Source organism: Micromonospora sp. WMMC264, assembly GCF_027497275.1.
Classification (GTDB): domain Bacteria; phylum Actinomycetota; class Actinomycetes; order Mycobacteriales; family Micromonosporaceae; genus Micromonospora; species Micromonospora chalcea.
The window spans coordinates 1,485,695-1,509,906 of record NZ_CP114907.1 but is presented as its reverse complement, the minus strand read 5'-3'; the positions used below and the strand labels follow the sequence as shown (position 1 = coordinate 1,509,906).

At 70.7% G+C, this 24,212-nt stretch carries 20 protein-coding genes and 2 pseudogenes; 7 read left to right on the top strand and 15 right to left on the bottom strand.

The features are described 5' to 3' along the window. Nucleotides 1-42: 42 nt before the first annotated feature. Together urtA and O7542_RS06250 are read right to left on the bottom strand one after the other, a co-directional pair. Nucleotides 43-1,287: an urea ABC transporter substrate-binding protein gene (gene urtA / locus O7542_RS06255; protein WP_043322858.1), complete on the bottom strand. Its 1,245-nt coding sequence runs from the start codon at nt 1,285-1,287 to the stop codon at nt 43-45. Nucleotides 1,288-1,691: 404 nt separating this feature from the next. Next, nucleotides 1,692-2,774, bottom strand: a complete 1,083-nt coding sequence (locus tag O7542_RS06250) for a substrate-binding domain-containing protein (protein ID WP_043322855.1) — start codon at nt 2,772-2,774, stop codon at nt 1,692-1,694. Between the two features lie 96 nt (nt 2,775-2,870). Between O7542_RS06250 and O7542_RS06245 the strand changes: the two genes are divergently transcribed. Further along, nucleotides 2,871-3,347, top strand: coding sequence for a MarR family transcriptional regulator (locus O7542_RS06245; RefSeq protein ID WP_210871382.1), 477 nt, complete (start codon nt 2,871-2,873; stop codon nt 3,345-3,347). Here the strand turns inward: O7542_RS06245 and O7542_RS06240 are convergent. Genes O7542_RS06240 through O7542_RS06215 form a run of 6 tightly spaced genes read right to left on the bottom strand, consistent with a single transcriptional unit; the run spans nt 3,334 to nt 7,887 of the window. Continuing rightward, a complete protein-coding gene (locus tag O7542_RS06240; RefSeq protein ID WP_281605840.1) occupies nt 3,334-4,071 on the bottom strand; it encodes an urease accessory protein UreD in 738 nt (245 codons plus the stop codon). The genes O7542_RS06245 and O7542_RS06240 overlap by 14 nt on opposite strands. Beyond that, the gene (gene ureG, locus O7542_RS06235; protein WP_197494839.1) at nt 4,071-4,829 is read right to left on the bottom strand and encodes an urease accessory protein UreG; all 759 of its coding nucleotides are present in this window, start codon (nt 4,827-4,829) and stop codon (nt 4,071-4,073) included. The genes O7542_RS06240 and ureG overlap by 1 nt, the downstream gene beginning before the upstream one ends. Then, on the bottom strand, nt 4,819-5,508 hold the full coding sequence (locus O7542_RS06230) for an urease accessory UreF family protein (RefSeq protein ID WP_043322844.1): 690 nt from the start codon (nt 5,506-5,508) through the stop codon (nt 4,819-4,821). The genes ureG and O7542_RS06230 overlap by 11 nt, the downstream gene beginning before the upstream one ends. Further along, nucleotides 5,508-7,211 carry an urease subunit alpha gene (locus O7542_RS06225; protein WP_281605839.1) on the bottom strand — a complete coding sequence of 568 codons (1,704 nt, stop codon included), beginning with the start codon at nt 7,209-7,211 and terminating at the stop codon, nt 5,508-5,510. The genes O7542_RS06230 and O7542_RS06225 overlap by 1 nt, the downstream gene beginning before the upstream one ends. Then, nucleotides 7,208-7,588, bottom strand: a complete 381-nt coding sequence (locus tag O7542_RS06220; RefSeq protein WP_051610833.1) for an urease subunit beta — start codon at nt 7,586-7,588, stop codon at nt 7,208-7,210. Before O7542_RS06220 ends, O7542_RS06225 begins: the two co-directional genes overlap by 4 nt. Next, the gene (locus O7542_RS06215; protein WP_043322840.1) at nt 7,585-7,887 is read right to left on the bottom strand and encodes an urease subunit gamma; all 303 of its coding nucleotides are present in this window, start codon (nt 7,885-7,887) and stop codon (nt 7,585-7,587) included. The genes O7542_RS06220 and O7542_RS06215 overlap by 4 nt, the downstream gene beginning before the upstream one ends. Nucleotides 7,888-8,601: 714 nt before the next feature. Here O7542_RS06215 and O7542_RS06210 point away from each other — a divergent pair. Both O7542_RS06210 and O7542_RS06205 read left to right on the top strand, forming a co-directional pair. Beyond that, nucleotides 8,602-9,225, top strand: coding sequence for a hypothetical protein (locus O7542_RS06210; RefSeq protein WP_281605838.1), 624 nt, complete (start codon nt 8,602-8,604; stop codon nt 9,223-9,225). 94 nt (nt 9,226-9,319) lie between these two features. Next, nucleotides 9,320-9,748, top strand: coding sequence for a cyclic-phosphate processing receiver domain-containing protein (locus O7542_RS06205; protein WP_281606450.1), 429 nt, complete (start codon nt 9,320-9,322; stop codon nt 9,746-9,748). A 201-nt stretch (nt 9,749-9,949) separates the two neighbouring features. On the opposite strand, the pseudogene O7542_RS06200 reads toward O7542_RS06205, so the two are convergent. Further along, nucleotides 9,950-10,042: pseudogene (locus tag O7542_RS06200) on the bottom strand (NAD(P)H-dependent oxidoreductase); the annotation flags it as partial. A gap of 196 nt (nt 10,043-10,238) precedes the next feature. On the opposite strand from O7542_RS06200, the gene O7542_RS06195 reads away from it, so the two are divergent. From O7542_RS06195 to O7542_RS06180, 4 genes are all read left to right on the top strand, one after another. Further along, complete coding sequence (locus tag O7542_RS06195) at nt 10,239-11,852, top strand: hypothetical protein (protein ID WP_281605837.1); 1,614 nt, start codon at nt 10,239-10,241, stop codon at nt 11,850-11,852. Next, on the top strand, nt 11,846-14,806 hold the full coding sequence (locus tag O7542_RS06190; protein ID WP_281605836.1) for an AAA domain-containing protein: 2,961 nt from the start codon (nt 11,846-11,848) through the stop codon (nt 14,804-14,806). Before O7542_RS06195 ends, O7542_RS06190 begins: the two co-directional genes overlap by 7 nt. Then, entirely contained in the window at nt 14,803-15,969 is a 1,167-nt protein-coding gene (locus O7542_RS06185) for a hypothetical protein (protein WP_281605835.1), read from the top strand. The genes O7542_RS06190 and O7542_RS06185 overlap by 4 nt, the downstream gene beginning before the upstream one ends. Nucleotides 15,970-16,205: 236 nt before the next feature. Beyond that, the gene (locus O7542_RS06180) at nt 16,206-17,843 is read left to right on the top strand and encodes a hypothetical protein (RefSeq protein WP_281605834.1); all 1,638 of its coding nucleotides are present in this window, start codon (nt 16,206-16,208) and stop codon (nt 17,841-17,843) included. A gap of 82 nt (nt 17,844-17,925) precedes the next feature. On the opposite strand, the gene O7542_RS06175 is transcribed toward O7542_RS06180, so the two are convergent. The 6 genes and pseudogenes from O7542_RS06175 to O7542_RS06150 all read right to left on the bottom strand — a co-directional run bounded on the left by O7542_RS06175 (nt 17,926) and on the right by O7542_RS06150 (nt 24,163). Beyond that, a complete protein-coding gene (locus O7542_RS06175) occupies nt 17,926-18,312 on the bottom strand; it encodes a hypothetical protein (RefSeq protein WP_187693726.1) in 387 nt (128 codons plus the stop codon). 748 nt (nt 18,313-19,060) lie between these two features. Further along, nucleotides 19,061-19,597, bottom strand: coding sequence for a phosphatase PAP2 family protein (locus O7542_RS06170; RefSeq protein WP_281605833.1), 537 nt, complete (start codon nt 19,595-19,597; stop codon nt 19,061-19,063). Between the two features lie 45 nt (nt 19,598-19,642). Beyond that, nucleotides 19,643-19,777, bottom strand: a complete 135-nt coding sequence (locus O7542_RS06165) for a hypothetical protein (protein ID WP_255358557.1) — start codon at nt 19,775-19,777, stop codon at nt 19,643-19,645. Then, nucleotides 19,774-20,628 carry a DMT family transporter gene (locus tag O7542_RS06160; protein WP_281605832.1) on the bottom strand — a complete coding sequence of 285 codons (855 nt, stop codon included), beginning with the start codon at nt 20,626-20,628 and terminating at the stop codon, nt 19,774-19,776. Before O7542_RS06160 ends, O7542_RS06165 begins: the two co-directional genes overlap by 4 nt. Nucleotides 20,629-20,668: 40 nt before the next feature. Beyond that, nucleotides 20,669-21,739, bottom strand: a pseudogene (locus O7542_RS06155) (glycosyltransferase); the annotation flags it as partial. Between the two features lie 192 nt (nt 21,740-21,931). Further along, nucleotides 21,932-24,163 carry a hypothetical protein gene (locus O7542_RS06150; RefSeq protein WP_281605831.1) on the bottom strand — a complete coding sequence of 744 codons (2,232 nt, stop codon included), beginning with the start codon at nt 24,161-24,163 and terminating at the stop codon, nt 21,932-21,934. Between the last annotated feature and the right edge of the window lie 49 nt (nt 24,164-24,212).

Genomic DNA, 24,212 nt, shown 5'->3' with positions numbered 1-24,212 from the left:
TCGAAACCCCGGGCGGGGCCACCCCGCCCGGGGCCGGCGTCGTCAGCTCAGGCCGCTCGCCCACGGATAGGTCTTCAGGTACGGGTCCGGCGCGATCGGCTTGCCGGAGTTCCACACCTCGGTGATCAGGCCGTCCGCGCCGACCTTGCCGATGCGGGCGGTCTTGGCGATGTGCTGGGTCTTGCCGTCGACGGTGACCAGGCCCTCCGGCGCCTCGAAGGTGATGCCGTCGGAGGCGCCACGGACCTTCTCGACGTCGAACGCGCCGGCCTTCTCGACCATCGCCTTCCACAGGTAGACGCTGACATAGGCGGCCTCCATCGGGTCGCTCGTCGGCTTGTCCGCGCCGTACTTCGCCTTGTACGCGGCCACGAACTTGCCGTTCGCCGCGCCGGGCGTGGTCTGGTAGTAGTTCCAGGCGGTCAGCTGACCCTCCAGGTACTGGGTGCCGATGCTCTTGACCTCCTCCTCGGCGATGGACACCGACACCACAGGCATCGCGGCGGCGGTGAGCCCGGCCGACTTGTACTCCTTGAAGAACGCCACGTTGCTGTCGCCGTTGAGGGTGTTGAAGACCGCCTTCGCGCCGGACGACCTGACCTTGTTGACGATCGTGCCGAATTCGGTGGACCCGAGCGGCGCGTAATCCTCACCGACCACAGTCATGCCGTTCGCCGCCGCGTACGCCTTGATGATTTTGTTCGCCGTTCGCGGGAAGACGTAGTCGCTGCCGACCAGGTAGACCGATTTCGTTCCCTGGGCCTTGAGGTAGTCGAGCCCGGGGACGATCTGCTGGTTTGTCGTCGCGCCCGTGTAGAAGATGTAGGGCGACTGTTCCAGGCCCTCGTACTGCACCGGGTAGAACAGCAGCGCCTTGTTCTTCTCGAACACCGGCTTGACCGCCTTGCGGCTGGCCGACGTCCAGCACCCGAAAACGGCCGCGACCCGGTCCTCGGAGATCAGCTTCTCGGCCTTCTCCGCGAAGGTGGGCCAGTCCGAGGCGCCGTCCTCCCCGATCGGCTGGATCTTCTTGCCGAGGACGCCGCCGGCCGCGTTGATCTCCTCGACGGCGAGCATGATGGAGTCGCGGACGGTGACCTCGCTGATCGCCATGGTGCCGGAGAGCGAGTTGAGCAGGCCCACCTTGACGGTGTCGCCGGAGACGTCGGCGGTGACGCCGGCCGCGCCGCCCTCGTCACTGGTCTTGCTGCCGCACGCGGTCACGGCGACCGCGGCGACGAGGGTCATGGCCCCCGCCAGGATGCGGCGGCCCCAAAGAAGTGACATCTAATCTCCCTGCGGTGCGCTCAAGTAGCGAAAGGACGGTCGGTGCGGTCCGGTGGAGTTGGCGATGCCGGGGTCGACGGGTGGACGTCGCCTGTGGTCATCGCATCGGCTATGGGCACGCAAAGCGTTGACCGGCATGATTGCGCGGACGTTTCCCGGTCCTTAATTGACTGTTTCCCGGAAACCCGGAGAGAACGCACGCCGCAACGGCTGACACCGCCCCGTGCGAGGCGGTGTCAGCCGTGATGAATTCGGTGAAGAATTGCGCCACCACAATGGTCGGCGGACAGATTCCGCCGACGGTGGACAGACATTCGCGGTATCCACCCCTGGGGTAGATACTTCACGCAGGAAGTATCTTAGGGCCGGGCCGGGTGGACGTGTCAAGGGCCGGTCCCGGGCGGTCAGAGCTGGGCGAGCACTGTGAAGTCGAGACCGTCTGCCTCGGCGAGGTAGATCCGCTGGCGCACGTGCCGTCGACGCAGCTGCAGCCGGCCGCGCGGCCCGTGGTACGCCACCGTGTCGGCAGCCGTCTCGATCGCCCGCACGTCGAGGGTGCGGGCCTGCCCGATCAGCGCGGCGAGCAGCATCACGCCCTCGTAGCAGGACTCCCCCAGGCTGCCCAGCGGCGGCGCCTCCACCCCGAACCGGCGGGCGAACTCGCCGTGGAAGTCGAGGTTCTCCGGCGTCACGAGGCCGGCGAAGAAGCCCGCCGTGCTGTAGAGCCGCCGCGTCGCGCCCGCCCCGCTGGCCAGCAGCATGTTCTCGTCCATCAGGGTACTCAGCCGCAGGCAGCGCTGGTCCATCGCGGCACGCGCGAACGCCCGGTTGAACCGCACCGCGTCCGCGCCGACGAGCAGCATCACCACCGCGTCGGCCTCGCTGCGCTCGATCCGGCGCAACACGTCGTCGAAGTCGTGTGTCTCCAACGGCAGGAACGCCTGCCCCACCACGCGACCACCGCCGCGCAGCGCGTACCGCTGGGCCGCCCGCGCGGTGCGCCGGGGCCACACGTAGTCGTTGCCGACCACGAACCAGCGGCGCGCGCCCTGCTCCCCCGCGAGCAGCCGCATCGCGGGCCACAGCTGAGCGTCCGGCGTCTCGCTGGTCAGATAGACCCCTTCGGTACGCTCACCGCCCTCGTACAGGGCGGTGTAGACGTACGGCACGCGGTGCGCGACCCGGGGCGCGAGCGCCTGCCGCACCGAGGAGATGTGCCAGCCGGTCACGCCCTGCACGGCGCCCACCGACACCAGCGCCTCCACCTGGGCGGCCACCTCAGCCGGCGGGGCGCCACCGTCGACCGGCACCAGCCGCACCTCGCGGCCCAGCACCCCGCCACCGGCGTTGATCTCCTCGACCGCGAGCTGGGCGCAGAGTTCGCAGGTCGGGCCGAACATTCCCGCCGGCCCGCGCATCGGGTACACCAGCGCGATGCTGACCACGGCCCGATCGACTGTGAGCCACGGCGGGGCCGGCGCGGACATGAGCCCATGATTGCCCGGCCGACGTGGGAAAACCATAGCTCTCCATGGAGCGGGACGAGTCGCTACCATGGCAGGGCCACCGGCCCAGGGAGTTCCATGTCAGACGTGCCCGGGGCGCCAGCCGATCTGCTGCGCTCGCTCACCCGCGCCGAACGGCTGCTCTCCCGCCGGTTGGCCGCCGTGCTGGCCGACGACGACCTGACCACCGAGGCGTGGCGGGTGCTCTGCCTGCTCGCCGACGGGCAGGGCCATCCGATGAGCGAAGTGTCCGCCGAGGCGTCGTTGCCGCCGGGGACCCTCACCAAGCTGGTCGACCAGCTCGTCGACCGGAACCTGGTGTTCCGGCGGATCGACCCGCTGGACCGGCGACGCATCCGGGCCCACCTGACCGCCCGAGGCCGCCGCGAGCACGCCCGCCTCGACGAGCGGGTCCGCACCAGCCTCGCCGAGGCGGGCGTACCGGCCGACACTCCCCTGCTCGACCACCTCGCCGACCTGATCGCCCGGCTCGACCCGGCGGCTCGGCGCGATGACGCCGAGGCGGCCGGCGTTCGCCTCACTACACCTCGGTGAGCAGCGGATCGCCTTCGAGGTGGGCGCGCAGCGTGTGCGCGTCGGCAGCGGTGGCGGTCCACAGTGTGGCCGGACCGCCCGCCAGGGGCAGCCGGGCGACGGTGCCCTCGACCGTCGCGGGCTCGTGGGGCAGCGACGGGTCCACCACCAGCAGTGACCCGGTGGCCGGCGCGCCGCCGAGCACCGCGGGGCCGGCCCAGCCAGGCGCGCCCGGTCCCACGGCAAGCGACTGGCGCAGCAACGGACGGCCGTCGTAGTCGACCCGGGTGTGCACGACCGCGCTGCCCGGCGCCTCGCCGTACCGGCCGCAGATCACCTCGTCGCGCCACGTCAGCCTCGCCCCGGCGGCCACCTCGACCCGGGACTCGGCGAGGTGGGCGCAGCCGGCCGCGGCGACCAGTTGCTCGGGCAGCCAGTGCAGCGCGCCGCCGTCGTGCACCACGGCACGGACCGCCATCCGCGACACGACGCCGGGCCGGCCGGGCAGGGCGACCGAGGCGGCGACGGTGTGCAGCCGCACCGCCGCCCCCGGTCCCACGTCGATCTCCAGCCGCAGGTCGTCGCCGGCGAGCGGGCCGGCCGCCCCGCCGACCACGTACACCGTCACGGCCCGACCGCGCCCGGGCGTCTGCCGCAGCAGCAGCGGTGTCTCACCGCGCAGCTCGGCGAGGACCGTGCCGCCCCGGCCGTCGGCCCGGGCCACCAGCCGGGCGTACGCGCGCATCAGGCCGGGCCGCCCCGCGCGGCGACCGGGTGCAGAGCCGCGTGGTGGGCCAGTTCGTGGCGGATCCAGTCGGCGACCCGTCCCGCCGCCGGGTCGCCGACGATCGACAGGAACACGGTCGGCAGGTCGCCGCGCCGGGCCCGCGCGTCCCGGTCCATGACGGCCAGGTCCGCGCCCACCATGGGGGCCAGGTCGGTCTTGTTGATCACGAGCAGGTCGGCGGACGTCACCCCGGGTCCGCCCTTGCGCGGCACCTTGTCCCCGCCGGCCACGTCGACCACGAATATCTGCCGGTCCACCAGCCCTCGGCTGAACGTGGCGGTCAGGTTGTCCCCGCCGCTCTCGACCAGCACCAGGTCCAGCGGGCCGACCGCCTCGGCCAGCTCGTCCACGGCGTCGAGGTTGGCCCCGATGTCGTCCCGGATGGCGGTGTGCGGGCAGCAACCGGTCTCCACGGCGCGGATCCGGGCCGGGTCCAGCACACCGGCCCGCTTGAGGAAGTCGGCGTCCTCGGTCGTGTAGATGTCGTTTGTGACCACGCCGAGTCGCAGCTCCCCGGCGAACGCCCGGCACAGGGCCGCCACCAGGGCGGTCTTGCCGGACCCGACCGGCCCGCCGATGCCGACGCGCAGCGCCCGGCCGGCTTGGGCCAGCGGCGGATGCGGGTCCACCCCCGGCTCGGGGTGGGTGTGCGGAACGGTCTCGTCGTGCGGGGCAGGATTCCGGTCGGCCTCGGGCGCAACGGTGTCAGGACGCAAAGAGACGCACCTCCCAGGTGGCATGAGCTTCGGCATGGATGTCGGCAAGCGGGGCGGCCGCCGCGGGCAGCCGCTCGGGTGGGTCGTCGGCGGCCCGGGCCGCCGCCGCGGCGATGCCGTCACACCGGCCGGCGAGACCCACAAGCAGGGCCTGGACCCGGTACGGGTCGAGGCCGAGCAGGCGTACCGCCGCACTGGCCGCACCGGTCACCGTCCCGTGGACGGCGACCGTGGCGGTCTCTGCGCGGCTCAGGCCCGCGGCGGCGCAGAGCAGCCCGAGCACCAACGGCTGGTGCGCTCCGCCGGGTGTGGCGGGCAGGTCGTCGAAGGACGCCTCCGGCCAGATGGCCCGGCCCGCGCGCAGCAGGGCCCGTCCCTGGCGGCGGGACACCGTACGCAGCGCCGGCGCCGCCGTCCGGGCGTCCAGCTCCGCGTCGAGCAACGCCAGCGTGGACCCGCGTACGGCGGAACCCGACGTCACCGCCCGGTGCGCCGCCGCCGCGAACGCCGCACCGACCAGCCCGGCGGTGGCCAGCCGGCCGGCCAGGAACGCCTCCAACGTGGCCAGGTCGGTGACCCGGCCGGCGGCGACGGCCGCCTCCAGGCCGCCGGAGTGGGCGTGCGCGCCGGCCGGGAAGCGACCGTCGGCCACCAGCAGGAGCAGGCTCGACGTCGTCATCAGAACAGGAAGTACCGCTGGGCCATCGGCAGGCGTGTCACCGGGTCCGGCTCCACCACCTGACCGTCGATCCGCACGGTGAACGTGTCCGGGTCCACCTCGATCCGGGGCATCGCGTCGTTCTCCGGCAGGTCGGCCTTGCCCCGCGAGCGCACGTCCGCGACGGGCACCACCCGCCGCCGCACGTCCAGGCGCAGCCCGGCGTCGAGGGCGGCCGGCGCGACGAACGCCAGGCTGGTCGCAGCCGCCGCGGCGCCGTACGCCCCGAACATCGGGCGCGGCAGCACCGGCTGCGGCGTCGGGATGGACGCGTTGGCGTCACCCATCTGGGCGTACGCGATCATGCCGCCCTTGAGCACCAGGTGCGGTCGTACGCCGAAGAACGCCGGATCCCACAGCACCAGGTCGGCCAGCTTGCCCGGCTCGACCGAACCGATCTCCCGGTCCAGCCCGTTCGCCATCGCCGCGCAGATGGTGTACTTCGCCACGTACCGGCGGGCCCGGTGGTTGTCGGCCGCGCCGTCGCCGGGTAGCGCGCCGACCCGCTCCTTCATGACGTGCGCGCTCTGCCAGGTTCGCAGGATCACCTCGCCCACCCGGCCCATCGCCTGCGCGTCGGAGCCGATGATGGAGATCGCGCCGAGGTCGTGCAGCAGGTCCTCGGCGGCCATGGTGGACGGCCGGATGCGGCTCTCGGCGAAGGCCAGGTCCTCCGGCACGGACGGGTTGAGATGGTGGCAGACCATCAGCATGTCCAGGTGCTCGGCGAGGGTGTTGGCGGTGTACGGCCGGGTCGGGTTGGTCGACGACGGCAGCACGTTCGGCTCGCCGGCCACTGTGATGATGTCCGGCGCGTGCCCGCCTCCCGCGCCCTCGGTGTGGTACGAGTGGATGGCCCGGCCGGCGATCGCCCGCAGCGTGTCGGCCACGAAACCGGCCTCGTTGAGGGTGTCGGTGTGAATGGAGACCTGCACCCCGGAGGCGTCCGCCACCCGCAGGCAGGCGTCGATCGCCGCCGGTGTGGTGCCCCAGTCCTCGTGCAGCTTGAAACCGCCCGCGCCGGCGCGCAGCTGCTCCCACAGCGCCTCCGGTGAGACGGTGTTGCCCTTGCCGAGCAGCAGCACGTTGACCGGCAGCGTGTCCAGCGCCTCGTGCATGCGGGCCAGGTGCCAGGCGTTCGGGGTGACAGTCGTGGCCCGGGTGCCCTCGGCGGGGCCGGTGCCGCCGCCGACGAGTGTGGTGATGCCGCTGGCGAGCGCCTCGGTGACGATCTCCGGGCAGATGAAGTGCACGTGCGTGTCGACGGCGCCGGCCGTGAGGATCCGGCCGTTCCCGGCGATGACCTCGGTGGCCGGGCCGATGACCAGCTCGGGGTGGACGCCGGGCATGGTGTCCGGGTTGCCGGCCCGGCCCAGCGCCACGATCCGCCCGTCGCGCAGACCCACGTCGGCCTTGACCACCCCCCAGTGGTCGAGCACCACCGCGCCGGTGATGACGGTGTCGAGGGCGCCCTCGGCGCGGGTCGCCCGCGACTGGCCCATCGACTCGCGGATCACCTTGCCGCCGCCGAAGACCGCCTCGTCGCCGCCTGCGCAGTGGTCGGTCTCCACCTCGATCAGGAGGCTCGTGTCGGCCAGCCGGATGCGGTCGCCGGTGGTCGGCCCGTACAAATCGATGTAGCGGTCCCGCCGCACGGCGGTCACCGCGTCGGCCCGTCGGTCGTCGGCGCCCCGCTCGTCGGCGCGTCTGTTCCCGGCGCGGCCGGTGGCGCTTCGTCCAGCGGCCCGGCGCACTCGCCGCGCAGGCCGGGCACGACGCGTGCGCCGCCGAGCGGAACCAGCTCGACGGTGCGGCTCACGCCCGGCTCGAACCGGACCGAGGTGCCCGCCGCAACGGCGAGACGCTGACCCCAGGCGAGCGCCCGGTCGAACATCAGGGCCGGGTTGGCCTCGGCGAAGTGGTAGTGCGAGCCGACCTGCACCGGACGGTCGGCCGTGTTGACCACGACCAGAGTGGTCACCGGCCGGCCCACGTTGATCTCGACCGGGCCGGCCGCCGGCAGGATCTCCCCGGGGATCACGGGATCGGGTGGTGCACCGTCACGAGCTTGGTACCGTCCGGGAACGTCGCCTCCACCTGCACCTCCCTCAGCAGCTCGGGGATGCCGTCCTGGACGTCCTCGCGGCCGAGCACGCTCCGGCCGGCCGACATGAGGTCGACCACCGACCGTCCGTCACGGGCCCCTTCGAGAAGGAAAGCGGTGATGATCGCGACGGCTTCGGGATAGTTGAGTCGCAGGCCGCGCTCGCGGCGGCGGCGAGCGACGTCGGCCGCGACGTGGACGAGCAGGCGGTCCTGCTCGTGCGGGCTGAGGAACACGGGATTCTCCGGTGGGGTCGGCGTGGCCCGCTCGCCGTCGGCTCCGCGTGGAGCCGCGCCGGGCAGGACCACCCGGAGTACGAGCTGGAGTCACACGACCGCCGCGACGCCGCCTACGGGTGGCCCGGGACTCCACCATCCCGGCCCGCGCGACGGGCACCCGGCGGTGTCGGTCGGATGCGGACCGCACCGCCCACCGCTTGAGCAGACCGTAGAGGATCGCCACCGGCGGGGGCAACAGTGTGCTCGGTGTGAGGGATCGAGCCCTGCCGGTGTCCGGGTCGGATGGCACGCCAGGGACGCCTCACGGTTCGCGGCGGCGCGGGTACGAGTACGGCGATGGGATCACGACCTCGACCTGTAGACCTTCCCTACCAGGTGACATCGAGTGCCGCCGTTCGGTGCATCCCGTTGCTCCCACCCTCCCCCCGATCCGGGCTGGTGTTCGGACTGAAGCGAAGAAGCTGACATGAATGGTCCCGCGCAGGTTCTTGGCAACGGCTCCTCGCTGCTAGAGCCGCGGCTTTGGCTGACAGCGGCGTCCTGCCACCGACCGCTAACCTGAAGCGCGCTTGACCTGCTCCCACTGCCCTACACTCACCGACCGCCGGCACGCGACGGCGGGCATACGATCACGGCGCTGCGGCCGCGTAGCGATGAAGAATCGAGCGTAGACGCGGCGCGGTCACAGGTATGACCAGCGATGATCGGTAGATGAAGAAGGTACGCGGGGCCGATGGTCAGCGCGGCCGTATCGAGGGCAAGTTGCGCGACCTGCGCGGGCGGCGCCTGACGTCGGTCGACTACTGGAACGTTCACGACTTCGGCCCGAACCGCGCGCCATGGGACTACGGCGACTGGCACCACGCCGTCATGGGCGTGCAACTCGGCACCGACCTCGGCTCCGTGGCCGTAACCCCGACCAACACGGTCTACCCCTATGGCGTCGAGGTCTTCCACGAGCCGATCGGACATCACCTGTTACTCGGCGAATCCGGCCCCGAGCGGGTGGGCCCGGACGTCGACGGCCAGAGTCCCTGGGCTCCACTTCTCGGGTCGAGGGTTCGCGGCACGGCCTGCCACTGGGAGCAGTTCCAGATCGGGCCGAGCCGACGGGCGGACGGCAGCATCGCCGCACCGGCGCATACGGTCGACGTGCCCATCGCGATACGCCTGGACTTCACCGCAGATCCGATCTGGTTCGTCGCGGCCATCCCCCGATTGCCCGGCCCGCAGGGCGTCGTCATCCCCGGCGACGAAATCATGGTGGTCTTCTCCGCCGGGAAGATGCGCGACATGGGCTTCGACGACCCCGCGTTCGTTGGTCCGTCCGCCTGACCAGCTCGACAAGAGGATCGGTTGGGTGCAGCCGCCACGACAGGCGGCAAATTCCGGATGTCAGATGATGACGGTGCCGGGCATCATTCATCGCGTGGGTGCCCGCCGAACGATCGTCCTGGTCGATGACCTCCGTTCGTTCGTGGATGGCCGTAGCGCTGAGGTGGCTCGCACCAGCGCCGCCGGCGTTGAACTCCTTGATCGGAATCGCGACCGGCACCTGGACGAACTGTGGCTGGACCACGACCTAGGTGGGGACGACACGATCTGGCCGGTCGTGGAGGTTCTGGAACGGGCAGTCTTCGACAAACGCCCCTTTGACGTCGGCGTCATCTACATTCACTCCGCCAATCCGGCTGGCGCCGCGAAGGTCGCCCAGGTCCTTCGGCGCTGGGGGTATCGGGTTCGAGTCGCGTCGGGCTCCACGGCCGTCGGCTACCTCGACGGCGTCGCTGAGCTGATCGACTCGAACGCGTCGCCTCACGGTTTTCACGCCGGAGGCGACGAGCCCGGGCGGCGGTGAGCGGCACCGCGCTGCTCCAGCGCACGGACAGGGCTGCCATGAGTGGGCGTCACGCCGCTGGGCTAACCTCAGTCGCCGGCGTCGAGGGTGTCCAGTTATACCCGAATCTCCGCCAGTAGGGCAGCGGGAGGAACTACGACAAAGTCGTAGCTCTCGGGGTCCTGGCGTCCATCCAGGCCGGCGCGCTGAGGCCGCAGAAGGCCCGCCGTAGGGCACGAAGCCAACTGGCTTGGCCTGCCACTCGTCGCGGTACCAGTCGATGGCCGTCTTGAGCGAGGCCGGGTAGCTGTGGTTGCACAGTGGAAGTCCGCCTCGACGTCGTCCTCTTCGAAGACCGGCGGCGGTGCCGGTGACGTGTCGGTAAAAGCCATCCCTGCGGGGCATCGCGCGATTGATGGCTCTATAAGAGGATCCCGGCGTCCAGCCCGGACCGCCCCGCACCAGCGCAGGGTGATTGTTCGACAGCGATGAGTGCATCTAGGGTGAGCGCGTGGCATCCCCTCCCGCCGGATCTGGTGACCTGTACCACGACGACCGCAACACCGCCCGGCCCACTCGTGCCCGCTTCCGCTACCAGGACGAGTGCGTCGCCCTGCGGTGCATCCCCAACCTGCTCTCGGAAGCGGTGACGGCTGTCGTGATCGAGTGGTCGACCGACTACATCGCCCTGCTGCCCGACGACGATCCGGAACTGGTCTCGGTCAAACACCGCGATCCGGGGACCGGAGAGTGGTCGATGTCCGAGTTGAAGCCGGTCATTCGCGATCTGCACCGGGTGTGGCAGGCGATGGGCGAATCGTGCCGCTGCGCCTTTGCTTCAAATGCCGCACTATCCCGAGACGCGCGGAAGCGGATCGACAGTGAGCTCGGCGCCTACATTGATGCCGACCCTGACGAGGTCGAGCGCTTCAAACAAGTGTTGTCCATGCCCGATCCACCACTGCCGCGGCGAAGCGAGATCACCTCAGTCGGCATCCGTGACATGGGCGGCGCGCTGTCCCTCCTGGACCGCGATCGACACTACGCTGAGCAGTGCTATTACGCGCTGGTCGACCGAATCGCTGCCGTCGGCACCGAGGAGCCGCCTTCCCCGGAACAGCGCATCGCGCGACTGACCGGGTCGCTGCGCGCAGTCACTGACCGCGGCCAACCCCAGCGCGACGAGCAGACGCTACTCATCGCCGATCTACGTGAACTGGTCGTGCGGCATCATGATGCGGCGGTCCGACATGCACCACCTCGGCTGGGCCTCACGCCGAGGCCGGCCAGGACGCCGGGCGATGCGAGCAACGAGTGGCAGGGCGGGCAGGAGATCGAGCTTGGCAACTGCCGCTATCTGATCCATGATCCAGTGCACGTCAGGCATCCTGAGGACCGGTCGTACCGGGAGTGTTGCGCACCGGCCCGGCAGCTGGCACCGCAGGAGCGCGACGTCCGCATCGTCCGGCTCGACGTTCTGCGTGCCGGCCGGCGCAGCGACGACCGCCGGGCCCAGTTGATCCGCGCGGCGGATCTCCAACGGCGCCTTCCCGGGCTGGCACGGATCCTCGACGTCCGGCACGACGCGGGCCAGGTGACGGTGATCGCGGAGCGCAGCGGCACCTCCCTACCCGACACGTACGGGCCACCGCCGTACCCCGGAATCGCTCTGGACGCGCTGCTGCGCGGGCTACCGGCGGTAGCACGCACTCTCGACGCTCTGCACGCCGCCGGGCACGCGCACCGCGCTCTGCACCCCGGCACTCTCCTCGTAGCGCTGAATGGGTTGACACTTCGGGATGTCGGGCTCGCGGTGGTGCCCGCCGCCGCAGGCGAAGGGCACCCGGCCTACCGGGCACCCGAGCAGGACCGACCGGCTCTGCTACCGCCGGGGCCGACGACGGACGTGTACCAGCTCGCCGCCGTCATCTATCACCTGGCGGTCGGTCAGCCACCGGGTTCTGCTCCCCCACCGCCCACGGTGATGCGGCCGGAGCTGTCGCCTTCCCTCGATGCGCCCCTGCTGGCGGGCCTCGCCCCGACGCCGGCCGATCGACCCACAACGCGAGACCTCGTCGCAGCCCTGACCGGTGTGCTGCGCAGCGGCGGGACGGTGCGATGCTGACGGGACAACCGAACACCTATCCACTGACCGAGCGGATCGCGTTGACGCCCGGCCGGAAGTTCGCCACCCGCTTCGCACAAGCACGCCAGCGGTATCCCCACCTACCGGACCTCGCGCCGTTCACCGAGGAGCTCAACCACCTCACTCGCCTCGGCGGAGTGCCGGTAACTGTGGACGAGGCGAGGGGCGACGGACGAGCGCAGTGGATCAGGCTCTACGCTCAACGCAGCTGCGTCGGGGTGCGCGTGTCGCCACAACAGGACGCCTACTTCGTCGAGTTCATCGAGCCGCTGAACCTTCGTGGTCACCGCCTCCTGGCCCGCAGCCGGGTTCGCCTGGCACCACGCGGTTGGGTCTACAGTCCGCTGCTCAACAGCGTTCCCGTCGGCTGCCGAGTGCCAGACGCAGCCACCCTCCATGCCTGGCAGCAGCAGGCCGCCCCACCGGCCACGCCGCAACGACCGGCCCGGCACGACGCGTTCTGCGACGCGCTCGACACCGTCGTCGAGGGGGCCCGCCAGATCGAGCTGGCACAACAGCAGGCGCGACCGCCACTCACTTACTATGAGGTACGCAACGCGGCCGAGTCCCGCCGCTCGACCGCTGCCATCCACGTGTTCCTGCTGTCGCGGCCAGGACAGGTCAAACCGGGCGACATGGTGGAGCTGCGTCAGGTGCCCGATCTCCGGGGCCGGGTCCAAAGCGTCGACGGGGAGCGGCTGACGGTCCAGTTCGACGCCGCGGTACACCGACCCCGGATACCCGCCCAAGGCGAGCTGGTGATCAGCGGAAACGATATCGTCCAACGCGTACAACATGGTGCTGTGGCCGCCCTACGGTCCGGTGCGACGCTCAACCCCCGGCTGCTACCGCTCCTGGCCGACCTGGACTTCGCCGGCTTCGCGGAACCGCCCGACAGCGTTGCCGCGCTGCGGCCTGTCGAGGCGCTGGACGCCGACCAGACGGACGCCTTTCACCGTGCGCTTTCCGTGCCCGACCTGCTGCTCGTCCTCGGGCCGCCGGGCACCGGCAAGACCCGTACCATCGTCGAGATCGCGACGGCCGCCGCTGCTCGCGGCGAGCGGGTCCTCGTCGCCTCCCAGACGAACACCGCCGTTGACAACGTCATCGAACGCCTGCCCGCGGCGTTGACCGCGGTCCGGGTCGGCAACGAGACCCGCATCACCGCGGCGGTGCAGCAGATGACAATTGCCGCGACCGCGTCCAAGCTGCAGCGAAGCATTCTGACCCAGTCGGAGGTGGCTGCCCAACGCCTCGCGCCCTGGCTTGCCGAACCATCTGCGGCACAAGCGTGGCTGCACCGCCTTACCAGCGCCATCGAGCAGGTCGGCGCCGCCCGAGCGGCACACGATGCTGCCGCAGCAGCCCAGTACGGCGCCGTCGCGGCCGTCCGCGCCCGGTTGGCACCGTCAGTGGACCGGGCCGCAGCGGCCCGACAGGAAGCGGAACAATTGGCGAGCGAGCTCGCCGCGCGGGTGCAGCGGCTGACCGCCCAGGTGCAGGAGGCACAAGGCCGCTCGACCGGCATCGCAGGATTTGTACACCGGTGGCGGGGAGGCCGCTACCAACGTCAGCTCGATGGAGCCCTCCCCCGGCTTGCCGAGGTGGAGACGGCCCTGACGCGGAGCGTACAGGAGTTTGCCGCCCGGACTGCCGAGCTGCAGCACGCCCTGCACGACGATGCCGCGATACGTAGCGCGAAGATGCGGGTCGCCACGGCGGACGATGCTCTCGGCCGGGCGCACGCGGACGCCCGGACTGCGGCCCTCGCGTACGCTCGGCGTCTGGCTGGTGTGGTCGCCGTGCCACCGGTTCCGGAGGATCTCGACGGGCTGATCGCCTTCGCCGAGTGGTGCAGCAGCAGCGAGCCGATGCTGCGCAACCGTGCCCGGCTGCTGGATGACTGGCGGCAGCAGTTGGGTCAGCCCAGTGAACAGCTGCACGCCGAGCTGATTCGCTACGCCGATGTCATCGGCGCCACCTGCATCGGCGTCGGGGTGCAGAAGAATCAGCTCAGCGACCTCGATTTCGACCTGGCGATTGTCGACGAGGCCGGGCAGATCCCCCTCACCTCCACCCTCGTGCCGCTGGTGCGGGCCCGCCGGGCCGTCCTGGTGGGTGATCACCACCAGTTACCACCGTTCGTTGACGACGACGTGCGGCAGTGGCTGGCCCGCGACGGGGGCGCGCCGTCCGGCACCGAGCCCGCTCAGATGATCGAACTGCTGACCCGCAGCGCCTTCGAGCGACTCATCGAGCGTGCGCCCGCTGCCAACCGCGTGCTGCTGTCCCGCCAGCGCAGGATGCCGGCCGTCCTGGCTGACTTCGTCTCGGCCCAGTTCTATGAGAATCGCCTGCGCACCGGCAAACCGGCCCGGCCCTCGTCGGCAGTGTTTCGCAGCCCGCTCGCCGTGGTGGACACGGCCGACCTGCCGGCGAAGGAGCGTGCCGAGCGGCAACGCGACCGGACCGAGACGTGGCAGCTCGCCGGCTGCGACAACCTCGCCGAGGCGCGGCTCGTGCTCGACCTGGTCCAGTGGTATGCCCGGCACGACCGCGAGTGGGCAGTCATCGCACCCTACCGGGCGCAGGTGCAGTTACTCACCGTACGGCTGGCCGAACTGCTCGGTGACAACGCGGTCGCGGACCGGATCGGCACTGTCGATGCGTTCCAGGGCCGCGAGTACGACAATGTCGTCTACAGCTTCACCCGGAGCAATCCGCAGGGGCGGGTGGGGTTCCTCAGCGAACTGCGCCGGCTCAACGTGGCCATCACCAGGGCCCGCGAGCAACTTGTCCTGGTCGGCGACATGAGCACTTTGGTTCGGGCGAACGATGGACACTTCCGGCACCTGGCCGGTGAGCTGTACCAATACGCCCGGAGTCGCGGTGACGTCGTACCGTCGCGGCAGCTCCGGGACCGGCTCTCATGACCACACCACCGGTACGGGCAGCGCAGCTTCCGATCCGCCGCATCGCGGAGCGGGTGACCGATCTAGCCGGCGTTCAGCCGCTGCAGATCCTTCCACTTCTGCTACCCGTCTGGGCCGTCGACATCAGCGCAACGATCCGCGAGGCCCAGCCATACGAGGTTTTCGACCGCTATCTCTCGCGCGCCATCGCCGAGGCGGGGCTGAACGACGCCCGTTCCCTCGCCGGGTTCTTCGGCGTGCGACCCGCGCTGATCGAACGCGCGCTGCGCTTCCTCGCAACCATCGGCCACCTGCACCGCGACGGTGACACGCTGAGGTTGACCGAGCTCGGCCGCCGTTCAGTACGGGAAGGCTGCCGGTATGTGGAGAAGGAGGACAGGCAGCGGCTCTACCTCGACGGCGTCACCGGGTCACCGCTGCCCCGCACCCACTATTCCGGCACGGTATGGCTGGAGGAGCCGCAGCTGACACTGTCCGATGGCACGAGATTTCATCAACTGGCAACGGTCACGCCGTTTCGCGCCGACACGATCGCGCACCTGCTGCACCGACCCGACCGCGAGGAGTTCAATCTGCCGGCTGGGCTCATAACCGCCACGCCGCACGAGGTACGACAGGCCTGGCTGCCGGCGTACGCCGTGGAATGCGTGTCATCGCTCTTGATCTTCGTTAAGGCCATTGACGGTGCAGACGGATACCTGTCCCGGGTTGTCGGACCGCGCCTCCGTGACGTGGTGACAGCCGAAGGTCGAGCCGACGCCGAGAAGGTCTGGCGGGAGTGGCTCGACGGGTCCGGCTTCCCCGACGTGCGCCCGCGTCAGCTCGCGAATGGGGTACTGCGGGCGTCCCTGCCGGCATCGGTGTTTCCGCGCCGCTACAAGTGGCACCGACTCGGGTCCTTCGAAGTACGTCGTCGGGTATTCCTGCAACTGTGGTGCGAAGACGAGGAGATCCGACGGCAGGCGGTGCTCGAACGCGCTGCCGCGATGGCACGAGCCGGCGCGGCTCGGGACCTGGACGAGCTGACCGACCGAGTGGCGGCGCTGGCACGCCAGCTCGAGGTTGCCGCACCGAGCGTCGCCGAACTTCGTCCCTACGTCGAGGACGCAGGTGCAGCCACCGCGGCCGGCGGCGTCGATGTCGGACAGGTTGCCGGAGGGTGAGGGCCCGCCCGGTGGTGGGTAGCCGGCGCGGTGCGCGGATGTCGACTCGCTGACAAGGGTCCGAACCCGCTCCCAGAAGGGCAGCCGGCGGCGCCAGCAACGCGACCTTCGCGGTCCGGCCATCCCGGCAGGCGCGGCGGTGCTGTTCCTATCGGGTACGGCCTTGCGGGATACGCCGTCGTTTGGGTGTGGTGTGCGGAAATCTCCATGCAGAGGGCAACGGCAAGGGAGGCAGCGTGCTGGTCGCGGACCGCAGACTGGTGGGCCTGCTGCTGCTGACCGCGGTGTCTCCGACGGTCGAGGCCGTCGTCTTGATCTCGCTGGGTTTCGTCGCGGCGCGGGGCCTCGCGCCGCAGGCGGCGGCGGTGTGGCCGTACGACACCTACCACGACCTGCGGTGGCTGTATGTCTATCACGACTCGTGGCCGTCATTCGTGTTCTGGCTCAGTTTGCTGGTGGTGGCCCGAGGGCTTTTCCACACGCTGCTGGTGATGTTGGCATGGCCGGCTGAGGTGCCTCGGCCACCGGCGCGGTGGCTGTTGAAACGGAATGTCGGGCTCGCCGCGTTGGTGGCGGTCTTCGTCGCCCCGTGGGCCTTGATCTCGGTGGCCGCGTCGGTGGTGGCGCTGTCCTGGGTCCTGCTGGCCTCCCTGGTGCCGTTGTTCCTGCTGGCGCCATTCCTGCAACGGGCAGCTGTGGTGGGGCCGTGGTGGCGAGGCCTGCCGTCGATCTCGCTGGTGGGATGGTCGATGCTCAACTTCGTGGTGCTGACCGTGGCCGGCGCGTTGTGCTGGAGTCTGCCGGGCTGGTGGTCGGTGCCGGTGGCCGCCGTGGCCGGGGTGGTCAACGGGCTGCTGTGGAACCGGACGGTCCGTACCGCGCTGATCAATCCGTCGACACGGTGGGTGAGGGTGCCGGCGACTCCCGTCGCGGCGGTTCTCGCCCTTGCGGTGCCGTTGCTCATCCCGCCGATGGTGGATGCCGTGCCGGACAAGAGCCTGCGGGCCGAGGCGGTGGTCCTCGACCACCCGCTGCCGCCCGACGTGCCGCAGGCAGTCATCGTCCTCGCAGGTTACGGGTCGTCGTACGGGGGCGAGCAACCTCTCGACAATCGTGTCGAGAGGTTCTCCTACCGGGGGTTGAGCCGGGACGGCACACCCCTGCCCTACCGGCCGCACGACACCACGATCTCGGTGGCGGACAGCGTGGGACTCCTCGACGAACAGGTGCGACGACTACACCAGCGCACCGGCCGGCCGATCGCCCTGATCGGGGAAAGCGAAGGCGCGATCGTCGCCCGAACCTACCTTCAGCAGCGAGCGCACCCCGCCGTCGACACGCTGGCCATGTTCAGTCCCCTGATCAACGCGGGTCGCGCCTACTACCCGCCCCCGCGCGAGAACCGCGGCTGGGGCGTGGCGACGGGATCGCAGCTTCGGATCGTGTTCGGCGTGATGCGCCTGTTCGGTGGCCCACATGCCGGGCCCGACGAACCGTTCATCCGCTCCCTGGTCGACGACGCGCCGTTCTACCGTAACCAACTCATGTGTCCGGTGCCCGGGATCCGGATGGTCGCTTTCATTCCCACCACCACGGCCGCAGAGGCGCCGCCCGGCGACTACAGCGGGATCCCCGTCTTCCAGATGCCCGGCGTACACGGGGGTCTTCTCAACCGCAGCCTGGTCGAAGACCGGCTCCTGGCCTTCCTCTCCGGCGAACCGATCCAGCAGGAACGCGAGGAGTACCCACTCCTGCAACGTCTCGGCGCCGCCTGGCAGGCCCCGCCCCTGCCCATCGCGGCCAACCCGGCCTGGTCCGCGTTCCGGCAACCCGATCCCGCCTTCACGGGGAAGGTGTGTCAGCCAACCGACTGATCCGTCCTCGTTGGTCGCCGGCCCACCGCGGAGCCGGCCTCTCGCCTTGCGTAGGCGTGCGGGCACCGTCGCCCGGACGCTCTCAAGCGACAGCGCGAGATCGATTGATGATCAGTAAGCGGGCGGCAGCCAGTGCCAGTCCGAGCACCAGCACCGTGCGGATCGGGTGATAGGTGAGGAAGAACAGGTGGAGCCCGACGAAGATCACCACCGCGGCCAGAGCCAGGGACCTCGACCAACGGCGGCGGAGCGGTCCGAGGGCTCCGGCCAGCGCCGTGAACACCCCGACGGCCAGATGCAGCCAAGCCCAGCCGGTGAGGTCGTGCTCGTGCACGGCACCGTCAGCAAGCGAGACGTAGCGGGCGCCGCTCAGGTCGGCCGCACCAGCTACCGCGTCGAAGATCCCGGCCAGGCCCAGCAGGACAGCCGCCAGCCGTAGGCCCCTGTCGCTTGCGTTCCCGTCGGCCACCACACCCTCCGTAGGAACTCGCCCCTGCTGGCGGAGCGTCGATGTGGCGGGCAGACACCCATTCGGGCCCTTGCTGCGCCTGCCCCGCCCTCCGATCTTTGCCGAAACGAGCCGATCCCAGACACCGAAGCGGGAGCGTCACCGCTGCGGGTGACCTCCGGCGGGCCGAGAACGGTCGGTGCGTGACCACATGCACCGGCCGTGCAGGCGTGCCGGGCGACCCGTGCACCCGAACAACCAGCTCGTCAGCGAGCTGCCGATCAGGAATCCGCAGTCCGGTACCTGCCGCAACAGGCACCACGTGTACGAGCGCGGGCACGGCATCAAGCGGATGAGCCACCCGGCGGTCGGACCGAGCATGCTGACGAGGCGCCATGCCGGGCACCCCGGACCAGACGCTGTTCCTCTGCGCCACCGACCCCGGCGTCCCGGCCCACGGCAACCTCCGTCTGCTGGGTCCCCTGACCGCCCAGGCCAAGCGGACGCCTCGTAGGGCCCAACGGGCAGCCCGCTCCCCGAGGCACAGCCACCGCCCCCGCACCTCGCCTACGGGGGCGACGGCCATGGCAGGGGCGTCACAAGCAGAGCGCCCAACGCATGGTCTGCCTCGCGGCAGCCCGGCATGAGGCACGTCCTGGGACATACGCCGGTCATCACGGGTGACGGCCTCGTCGTTACCGAAGGCTTCACGCGGTGGCGCCTCGTGAATGTGATGATCGGAGCCAGGGTCCGGCTGACTGGTGCCCCGCTATGTTCGTCGACTCGGTGCGCCGAGTCGACGCCGGCGGTGGCCCGCCAGGCTGACGGCCACGACGGCGAGGCCGGCGATGACTGCCGCGGCGAGGATGTCGCCTGGGTAGTGCACGCCGACCCAGACGCGGGCGACCCCGACGACAAGCGCCGCTCCGGCCAGTACCACGCCCCACCGGCGGCTCAGGAAGGCGTAGACGCCAAAGGCCAGCGCGAATGCGGCGGTGGCGTGGTCGCTGGGCAGCGAAACTCCCGCACCGTGAGGGATCAGCTGGTGCACGTGATGACTCTGGAATGGGCGCTGCTGACTGTTCGAATGCGCCAGGACGGTGGCTGCGGCAAAGGCGAGGACCAGGGCGGCGCCGAGCTCGACGACCGGGCGTGTTCGTCGGCGGCGCAGTGTCACCACGGCAAGCAACGCGGTGACTGCGAAGATCAGATACAGCAACCTGGTCGCGGCGAACTCCATGACGTCGTCGATACCGTCGATGCGTCCGGCGTGATCGTTGATGAGTTCGAACAGGCGGTAGTTCACCATGTCATCCTGCCGACTCGGTGGCGGGACCTCGGGGAGATCGGGTTATCCGCGGCGTTCCGGTCGGCGAAGCAGCCCGTCGGCGACCAGTTCGATGGTCACCGCGACGGCGACCGCCTCGACGGGTGCGCCGACGCCGAGCAGCACGCCCACGAAGGCACCGGGAAGGGTGACGGTCACCGTCGGCGGTGTTCGACCGATCCCGCCGAGCAGGCGGAAGCAGCGAGCCACACGCCGCCGCCGACCGTGACGGCCGCCAGGACAAGGCCGACGATACGGATGGGCTCGTCGGAGAGTGTTTCCCGGAAGACGGTGATGGCGACGAGAACGCTGACGACGGGGTCGGTGAGCGTGAGAGCTGTCAGGGGTGCGGCGAGGCGACCGTGCTGGAAGGCGGCCTGATTCAGGATCAGCCCGATGGCGACGGCCACTATCAGCGCCGCGGATCGCCAGCTGACCACGGCGGACAGCAGGGAGCCCGGGGAGCCGCCGGCGAGGTCCTTGACCAGCGCCGCCGCGAAGCTGTACGCGACGCCGCTGGCCACGCCCAGCAGCGCGCCCCGCACGGCGCCATGGCGGCGGCGCGCGGCCAGGACGCAGGCCGTAATGGCCGCCACCGCGCAGCTCATGGCGACCGTCCAGGCCGTCGGCGCAGGGCGGGTCACGCCGGCGCGGACGTCGGCGAGAAGCAGGAACGCGGTCAGGCCCACCACGCCCACCGCAACCGCGAGCAGGTCCCGGCGCGCGACGCGCTGGCCGGCGATGACGGCCTCGATCAGCACTGCCATGAACAGCCCGCTGGCCATGATGGGTTGCACGACCGCGAGCGCGCCGGAACGCAACGCGAGCACCTGGAAGACGACTCCGGCCGTGTCCGGGATCCAGCCGGAAAGCCACAGGCGGTTGCGGAACAGCCGCAGCAACAGCCGCGGGTCGAGCGCTGCGAAGCGCGGCTGCTGGGCCGCGGCGCGCTGATGCAGCGCGGCGGACAGCGCGAAGCTGAAGGCCCCGGCCAGCGCGTAAAAGATCATGGCTGGGTGCAGGAGCGGTCCGCGGGTGAGCGCCGGGACGTCACCGCGGGTTCCCATCCACTCCGGCCCCGGACCGTAGGGTCGCGGACACGATCGCGGCCATGTCGTCGGCGCTGGTGAACGCCGGCAGGGCGGAAGCCGCTGTGCGGGTCAACTCCTGGCACAGGTCGGCGGGGTTTCGGACGTAGGTGGTCAGGCCTGCGCCGGCGAGCACCTGCGCATTGGCTCGGCCGTGGCCGGGAAGCGGGCGATAGGTGATGGTGGGCAGACCCGCGGCCAGTGCCTGCTGGCAGGTGAGGCCACCAGCGTTCTCCACGATCAGGTCCACCGCCTGCATGAGGGTGGGCATGTCGTCGACCCAGCCCATGACGTGCCCGGGAAAGCCGGCCAGGCGCCGGCGCAGGCTGTCGTTTCGTCCGCATACCACCACCGGTGTGACACAGCCGGCGGCCAGTACCTCCCTGGCGGTACGGGCCACGTCGCCGGCACCCCAGGACCCGGCGACGATGAGCGCTAGTCTTCCCTTTTCGGGCAGCGTGAACTGGGCGCGGGCGGCGCGTCTGGTGGCATCCGTCGGTGGCCGGTAGCGGGCGGGTACAAGCGGGTCGACGAGTCGGACGTCCGGTGCGCCACGAACAGCGGCTTGCTGCTGGGTGGCCTCGTGGATCACGCAGTAGGTGTCGACGCCGGTCGCCATCCAGGTCGGGTGGATGACGAAGTCGGTGACATAGGTGACGACCGGTGTGCTCAGCCTCCCGCTGTGGCGCAGCGGGCCGAGGATCTGGTTGGCGAACGGGAACGTCGACACGACCAGGCCGGTGTCCGGCGGCATTTGCATCAGCATCCGCCGGCGGGCCGACCGTAAGGCGGACCTGATCATAGCCACCAGCGGTGGCGAACGGTCGGTGATCGTGAACAAGGCGTCGTAGCTGAGCGGGCACCAGCGCAACAGCGACCGGTAACCTTCGCGGATCATCCCGTGCAGGGGCTTGGGCAGGGACGTGAAGAAGTTGAGGTGGTGCACCTCGACGCCGTCGAGGGCGAGCCGGGCAGCCAGTTCAGCGGCGGCGGCGGCGTGGCCCGCGCCGATGTCGGCCGACACCACGACGATCCCTCCGCCGCCACACCGGCGATCCGGTGCAGGCCACGTTCCGGGAGGGATCCGGGCATGAGGATGCTCCCGCCACCCGTTGTTCACGGGCGCGGGTACCCGCTGTCACCGTCGTCACACCTGACCACCGACGCGGCCTGGGCGACTCCCCCCGTGGTCGTCCAGGCCGCGCCCCGAACCTGACCTCACCACCTACGGCGCACGGCCACGGATCCTCCCGACGAGGAGCCTGACAGCGTCCTGGTACTCCGGTTGCGTGTGATACGGCCAGTGGCGTTCCACCGCGGGCGGAACGGTGTCCGTCGGCTCCACGGTGACACCGCGGGGATCGCGCAGCCGCACGTCGACAGTTGCGGCCTCCCGAGGTACGCCAGGCGTGAGGTCGGGATGGTCGAAGATCGGCGCGCCGATCGGGTCGGTATCACGCCACAGGTTGCGCCACCGCCAGTCGATCCGCTCACCGAGCTCCCACAGCACCCGTTCGCCGAGGTAGGCCGGGTAGAGGCGGGCATAGATCCGGTACAGGGGGCTGCCGTGGGTCAGCAACGCGATCCGTGGCAGAGTCTCGGATGGCAGGTGCAGGACGGTGGCGGCGGCCAGTACCGAGCCGTGGCTGTGCCCGGAGATCACCACGGGCCCATGCGCGGCCAGTGCGCAGACCCGCCGCGTCAGTTCGGGCACGGCCCGCGCCGCGTAGCAGGGCGGTGCGAACGGGTGCACCGTCCGGGGCCAGAACGTGCCCAGATCCCACAACACGCCGACGAGCCGGCGGGTCTCCGGCGACCGGTACGCGCGGTAGGCCAGGATCAGCAGTCCGACGACGATGAGGCTGATGATCCAGATACCGATGTCGGTGACATATGCGGTGAGCACGGCGAGGACGTCGTGGCGCCGATTGAGGCGGGCGGCGAGTTGTGTGGGGCCGATCCCGACGAGGTCGAGCGCCACGGTGGCGAGCCCGAGTGAGGAGACCACGAAGAACGCGACCAGGGTCGGCCCGAGTTCCTCGGTGACGAAGGAGCGGGCGACCGTGTCGCGGACCGCGGCCAGCCGCGGCGCCGCCGAAGCGGGCGCGTCGGGGTAGTCCCGCTCGACCACGCGTTGCGCGTACGCCCGACGACGGCGCTGGGCGGCGGGCAGGGTGAGGGCAATCGCCGCGGTGACGACAAGCAACGCGGCCAGCCCGGCGAGCGCGGCCCACCAGTACGCCACCGGTGGTTCCAGTGGGCCCAGCGCAGGTGGGCTGGGCCGGATCGGGTCGGGGATGCGGCCCCGGTCGAGATGGTCGGCGGTGCGGAACACCAACGTGGTGGTGTAGGCGGAGGTGACCGTGACCGACATCGCCGCCACCAGCGGCGTGCCGAGTCCGCGCAGCAGCGCGCGCGAGCCGGCCGGCCGGGTGTGCTGCCGCGCCAGCGTCACCGCGGCGATCAGGACCAGCAGCAGTCCCTGCGCGGTGACCAGGCCGGCGGCCGCGCCCTCGTAGCCGGGCATCTGCCCGACCACCACCGGCATCTCCCGTCGGGACACGGCGTATCCGAGACTCGACACGGTGGCCACCGCGACGAGGATCCACAGCAGGCGTCGCAGCGGGCCGGCCCGCCTCACGCTCACTGTCACCAGCAGCAGCGCCGCGCAGAACAGCACGAGTCCGCCGGTGAGGCCGAGCAGCGCGACGGCTACGCCGTTCCACCGACCGTGTGACACCGCGACGACCAGGCTGAGGTAAACAGTGCCGGCGCCCAGCCCGACATGGATCTGACGCAGCCACGACGTCATCCGCTCGTCGTGCCAGATCCCCGGTGCGGCTAGGCTCCCGGTCGACTCCAGCAGCCGCTCGTGTGGCGGGGCGGCCTCGAAGCCTTCGAAGGCACGCGCCGAGCGCGCGCCGACGGCCCAGAACACCCGCAACGCCAGCAGCGGCACCAATGCCAGCACCGCCAGGCGCGGGCCCATTGGCAACGCCGCCAGCCAGGACAGGTACGGCCGCCCCTGCCGGCACTCCACGTACGGCACGCACTGCCAGCCGGGCAGGTTCATGCTCACCCCGACCAGCGCGAGCGTGAACGCCACGGTCAGCGACCCGGCGAGCAGGCGACACAACCCGCCGAGCAGGCCGAACCGGTCCGCCAGGGTGGGGCGCAGCCAGACCGCGAGGTTGCCCAGCATGAACGGCAACAGCAGCAGCATGGACGCCGTCCGCACCGCCACCCCCGCGGTCAGGGCCCCCCACCGGTACGCCTCCACCACCACCCCGGCGGTGGCGCCGCCCGCCCGACCGAGTCCCTCCCGGACCCGGTAGAACCCGGCGTGCCGGTCCCCCGCCACCCGCACCACGATCGGATGATCGACGATGGTCTCCGCCGACGCGCCGGAGACCCCGTGAACACGCAGCTCGACAGCCTCGTCACCGGGCGCGCTCACCAGGACAGCGTCACAGAAGCTGCCACGGTGCCGCTGCCGAACACCGAAC